The organism is Collinsella sp. An2, assembly GCF_002160065.1.
Lineage (GTDB): Bacteria > Actinomycetota > Coriobacteriia > Coriobacteriales > Coriobacteriaceae > Limicola.
Genome location: NZ_NFJW01000035.1, coordinates 1 through 4576, shown reverse-complemented (window position 1 = coordinate 4576; position 4576 = coordinate 1). Strand labels below are relative to the sequence as shown.

3 protein-coding genes are annotated in these 4576 nt (G+C 57.4%); 2 read left to right on the top strand and 1 reads right to left on the bottom strand.

Annotated elements, in window-relative coordinates:
• Positions 1 to 158 precede the first annotated feature (158 nt).
• Both B5F33_RS10665 and B5F33_RS10660 read left to right on the top strand, forming a co-directional pair.
• Positions 159 to 794, top strand: a complete 636-nt coding sequence (locus B5F33_RS10665; protein WP_239285064.1) for a DUF1836 domain-containing protein — start codon at positions 159 to 161, stop codon at positions 792 to 794.
• Positions 795 to 943: 149 nt separating this feature from the next.
• Positions 944 to 2353 carry a Sapep family Mn(2+)-dependent dipeptidase gene (locus B5F33_RS10660; protein ID WP_087411802.1) on the top strand — a complete coding sequence of 470 codons (1410 nt, stop codon included), beginning with the start codon at positions 944 to 946 and terminating at the stop codon, positions 2351 to 2353.
• A gap of 686 nt (positions 2354 to 3039) precedes the next feature.
• On the opposite strand, the gene B5F33_RS10655 is transcribed toward B5F33_RS10660, so the two are convergent.
• Positions 3040 to 4305, bottom strand: coding sequence for a C40 family peptidase (locus tag B5F33_RS10655; protein ID WP_087411801.1), 1266 nt, complete (start codon positions 4303 to 4305; stop codon positions 3040 to 3042).
• Between the last annotated feature and the right edge of the window lie 271 nt (positions 4306 to 4576).

Genomic DNA, 4576 nt, shown 5'->3' with positions numbered 1-4576 from the left:
ATACGCTTGTGTAGCATACACATGGTTTTTAAAACCACTACTAATCGTATTCATAACGAGCGATGAAAGAGTTGTGATTCACGTGCGGACGTTTGTGGCTGGCAAACCTGGGGATACCATATGACATACATATACCAGCATATGAGTTGGAGGCAGGTATGAAAACGCAGCCTTCCGTTATTCCTATGGCAGATGATTCGAAGCGTATTACGCAGGAAGATATCGCCCCGACGTTGCTCCCCGACGACTACCTTTCTTCGGACATCGCGCATGACCTCTGCTCCTTCCATATGCCGCGTTACAACGAGCTGCCCTCGGTCGATTTGTATCGGGACCAGGTCATCGCTTTCGTCAGCCAGGTCTTTCAGCCTTTGAGCGCCTGCATCGAGGGCGACTGGCTCACCCCGTCGATGGTCAACAACTACGTGAAGCTCGGGCTGCTCGCATCTCCCCACAAGCGTCTCTATGGGCGCGAGCAGGTTGCCCGCCTGGTGGTGATCTGCCTGTTTAAGCAGGTGCTGTCCATATCGGATATCGCCCGGCTGTTCCGCATTCAATCGATGACCTATGTGAGCGACGTCGCATACAACTATGTCGCCACAGAGCTTGAGCACGCGTTGCATGCATCGTTTTCGCACCGCGCAGAGGCGGCACCCGATAGCGCCTCGATGGTTACGCGTGAGTCCCTGTTGGTACGCAACGTGGTGAACGCTTTTGTCTCTAAACTGTATCTGTTGGGATACCTGCGCTTTATTGGGTACGACGACGATTCCGCCATTCACGCCCGCAGCTGATGGGCCGATAGGTCCGCACCTACCGCTTGCATGCTCCCCCATCCGTTCATCCGGTTCCACAGCTGCTTGATGCATGAAAATGGCTATATTCTGCATACTCTGGGTACAGTGTTCAACGGTATGGTATTCGCCTGATGAAAGGACGACCTATGGCCGACGCGCAGCTCGTAGAGCGAATCGATGCTTGGATCGATGAACACTGGGAGACCATCGTGCAAGAGATCGGCACCTTGGTGAACATTCCCAGCCAAGAGGACCTGGATCACGCCGGCGAGGGAATGCCCTTTGGCCCCGGCCCGCTCAGGGCGCTTGAAGCGGGGCTTGACCTCTGTGACCGGCTTGGTATGAAGGCCAAGAACCATGAGGGGTACGTCGGTACGGCCGATTATCCCGGCGCGGATGACTCGAAGAAGATCTGCATCATCGCGCATCTAGACACGGTGCCGTGTGGTCCTGGTTGGACGCAGGACCCGCATACCATGACGCGTCGCGACGGTTATCTCATCGGTCGAGGCACGCTTGATGACAAGGGACCCTTTGTAGTTGCGTGCTACGCCATGCGGTACTGGCACGAACAGGGTGTGACCTTCCCCTATACCATGCGCATGATTCTGGGGGCGAATGAAGAGACCACCCTGCGCGACGTTGAATACTACAACGAGCACTTCGAGCAGCCCACGTTCCTGCTCACGCCGGATGCCGAGTTCCCCGTCTGCTATGGCGAGAAAGGCATCTATCAGGGCGTGTTCACATCCGGTCCCATTGCTAACGGCCGCATCGTTAGCTGGAACGCTGGCGAGGCTTTCAACGCCATTCCTACCGATGCCCATGTGATCATCCGTGCAGACCTCGCGTCTCTGCCGGCCGCTGATGGCATCACGCTTACCGACGAGGGCGATGGCGCTGTGCGGATTGCAGCCAAGGGAAAGGGCGGCCACGCCTCTCAGCCTCAGGGCACGCGCAACGCCATCGGCATGCTTGTCGACTACATGCTCGATAATCATCTGGTTTCCGAAGATGAGGAACGCTTCTTGCAGCTTCAGAAGACCCTCATCGATGACTATAGCGGCGCCGGTGTGGGCGTAAGCGCATCTGATGACCTCTTTGGCCCTCTGACGATCATTGGCGGCACCTGCTGGCGCGACGACGACGGTTCGCTGCATCAGTCCTGCGACTCGCGCTACCCCACCACGTTTTCTCGCGAGCAGTTCGAGTCGGCGCTCACAGCGGTCGCTGAGCGGTTTGGCGCAACCTACGAGACCGACAACGATGCGCCGCCGTTCTATATTGACCCGAACGGTCAGGAGATTCAGAAGCTTATCGGTATCTACAACGATGTGACGGGAGAGGATCGCAAGCCCTTTACGATCGGTGGCGGTACCTATGCGCGTGAGTTCGCGAACGCGGCGGCCTTTGGCCCCGAGATGCCTTGGAAGACCGACCCCGATTGGGTTGGCCCCATGCATGGCGATGACGAAGGTGTATCCGAGGAGCTTCTGCGCACGACGCTCAAGATCTACATCATCGCCCTCTATGAACTGATGCAGATTCCCTACTAGTTCTGCGGCAAATCACACGCTCAAAAACTCGTGACTTCTCTTCTGTAGCAATCCACACGTTTGCCCCCTCATTTTCGGGGGTTGAGCGTGTGGATTGCCGCAATTTAAGTCACCCACAAATCTGAGCGTGCATATTGCCGCAGAACGCACAGGCAGGGCTGCGGAACCCCTACTATCTGTCCTCAATTTTGTCGCATCGTACGGTAAGACGAGTCTGCCCGCTGAGCGTGCAGGTAAACGACAGGTTGTTTCCTGCCGTAGCGTGGCTTCAAGCTGGTCGAAGCTGCTAGCACGGTTGCTGCATGTGTGTATACCTTTTTCATGGTTAGGGTGTATAGGACAAAAGTGCGTCACCTTTCGTGCCGACTTCACTCAATCCCCTAGTTGGAAATAGCTCGTTTCGTTTTTATGCAGTTGTTTTCGGATTTCCCGAGTAGACCTCTCCTTCAAGCCTTTGAATCCTGGGGCTTCGTCGGCGAAACCGGCTGTCTACTCCAGGATTCCCAAACTAACTGCATAAAACCGAAACGAGTTCCTGGCAAGCCTCTAGTAGCCCACTGTTACTGGCACCGAGGGTTGTCCTTGTGCCCGCCCGTGCATATGATGCGAGGCAGTTTCGCAGAATAGGTAAACAAAAAGGCCCTCCGAAGAGGGCCTTTGCCGCTTGATGTTTGTAATCCGTGGGATTACGGACGACCGCCGCCAAGCGGGGTGCCGTACCAGCTAATCTGGCCATAGCCAGCAGGCTGGCCAAACGTGGTTGCGCCAAACACCATACCGTTGCCCACATAGAAGGCGACATGGCCAGACCAGAAGACGAGGTCGCCATACTGCAGCTGGCTGATGTCGGTGGTGTAGTACCCGTACTTCTGGCAGTAGCTGCGCAGCGAACCGGAGTTGTGCGGAAGCGACACACCAATGCACGAATAGGCGTAGCAAACAAGGCCAGAGCAGTCAAAGCCACCATCGGCGAGGCTATCGCCACCCCACACGTAGGGCTGCCCCTCCATAGCAAGTGCATAGGAGATCGGCGACGAGTAGTTTGCGCTGCCGCCGTTGCTGCTTGAGCCGGTGTTTGTGGAGCCGCCGGAAGGCGTGGAAGGCGTCGACGGAGTGGACGGGGTGGACGGCGCAGGGTCAGGCGTCGGGGTCGTGTTGGTGGTGCCACCGTTGTTATTGGTGTTCCCGCCCGTCGTGCCGTTGTTGTTGGTGTTGCCGTTAGTGCCGTTCGAGGTGTCCGTGGACGTATCCTGACCGGAGTCGTTGTTGCCAGCGTTACCGGCATTGTTGGTGTTGCCGGTAATGGGGCGCTCGCTTACGCCGGTCTCGGCGTCTTTTGCAGACTGGATGCCCGAAGCAAGGGTCTCGTCGGATTCGGCCGCAGTCTGAAGTTCCTGGCGAACCTCCTCGGACAGGGAGTTCACCAGGGACTGGGCAGCCTGCTGGTTGGCAGCCTGCTCGTTTACCTTGGCCTGCGCATCGGCAAGACGCTGCTTCTGCTCGGTCTGCTGCTCCTCGAGCTGAGCCTTGAGGGTACGGACATCCTCAATGGCGTCGGCCTGAGCGGTAGAGACCTTATCCATGTAGAACACGCGAGAGATGAGGTCGTTGAAGTCGGTGGCTCCAAGAATCACCTGAGCAAGCTTTGCCCCGCCCGACTTGTAGTCGCTCGAGATGTTGCTTGCAAGGAGGTCCTGGGCACTCTGAAGCTCATCGGTGGTCTCAAGGATGCGCGTCTGGGTCTCTTCGACCTGGGCGGTCACATCAAGCAGCTCCTGCTGAAGCGACTGGTACTCAGCACCGATCTGAGAGAGCTGCTCGCGGGCGGCGTCAAGATCGGACTGCGGGTCGGCGAATGCCGCAACCGGAGAGCACGAAAGGGCGAGCGAGCCCGAAAGCGCAAGGACCAAAGAAAGACGGGCGGCAGAACCGCCGTGTCGTCTACGTTGCATGTAAACACTTCCTCCATAGTTTAGGTCAGCTACGTTGGAGTACGAACCGATTATAGACGGGAATGAGAGACCCCGCCACCCTTTCGGCCGGTAAACGGCCAAACCTTCAGATGCTCATCACGCCAACTTCTTATAAAAGGCGTATATGACGTCAGGCTGTGTTAACCCTCCATTTGTACGCCCATCTCGGGATGGAAGGGGTAGGGCGCCCCGACGCGCTCCCGCCAGCTGAGGCGGTACCGCGCCGTGCCCATGTGCTCCCGGATCGCGC

Coding starts and splice junctions, on each gene's coding strand:
- B5F33_RS10665 (WP_239285064.1), top strand. CDS start 159: ATGAAAACGCAGCCTTCCGTTATTCCTATGGCAGATGATTCGAAGCGT.
- B5F33_RS10660 (WP_087411802.1), top strand. CDS start 944: ATGGCCGACGCGCAGCTCGTAGAGCGAATCGATGCTTGGATCGATGAA.
- B5F33_RS10655 (WP_087411801.1), bottom strand. CDS start 4,305: ATGCAACGTAGACGACACGGCGGTTCTGCCGCCCGTCTTTCTTTGGTC.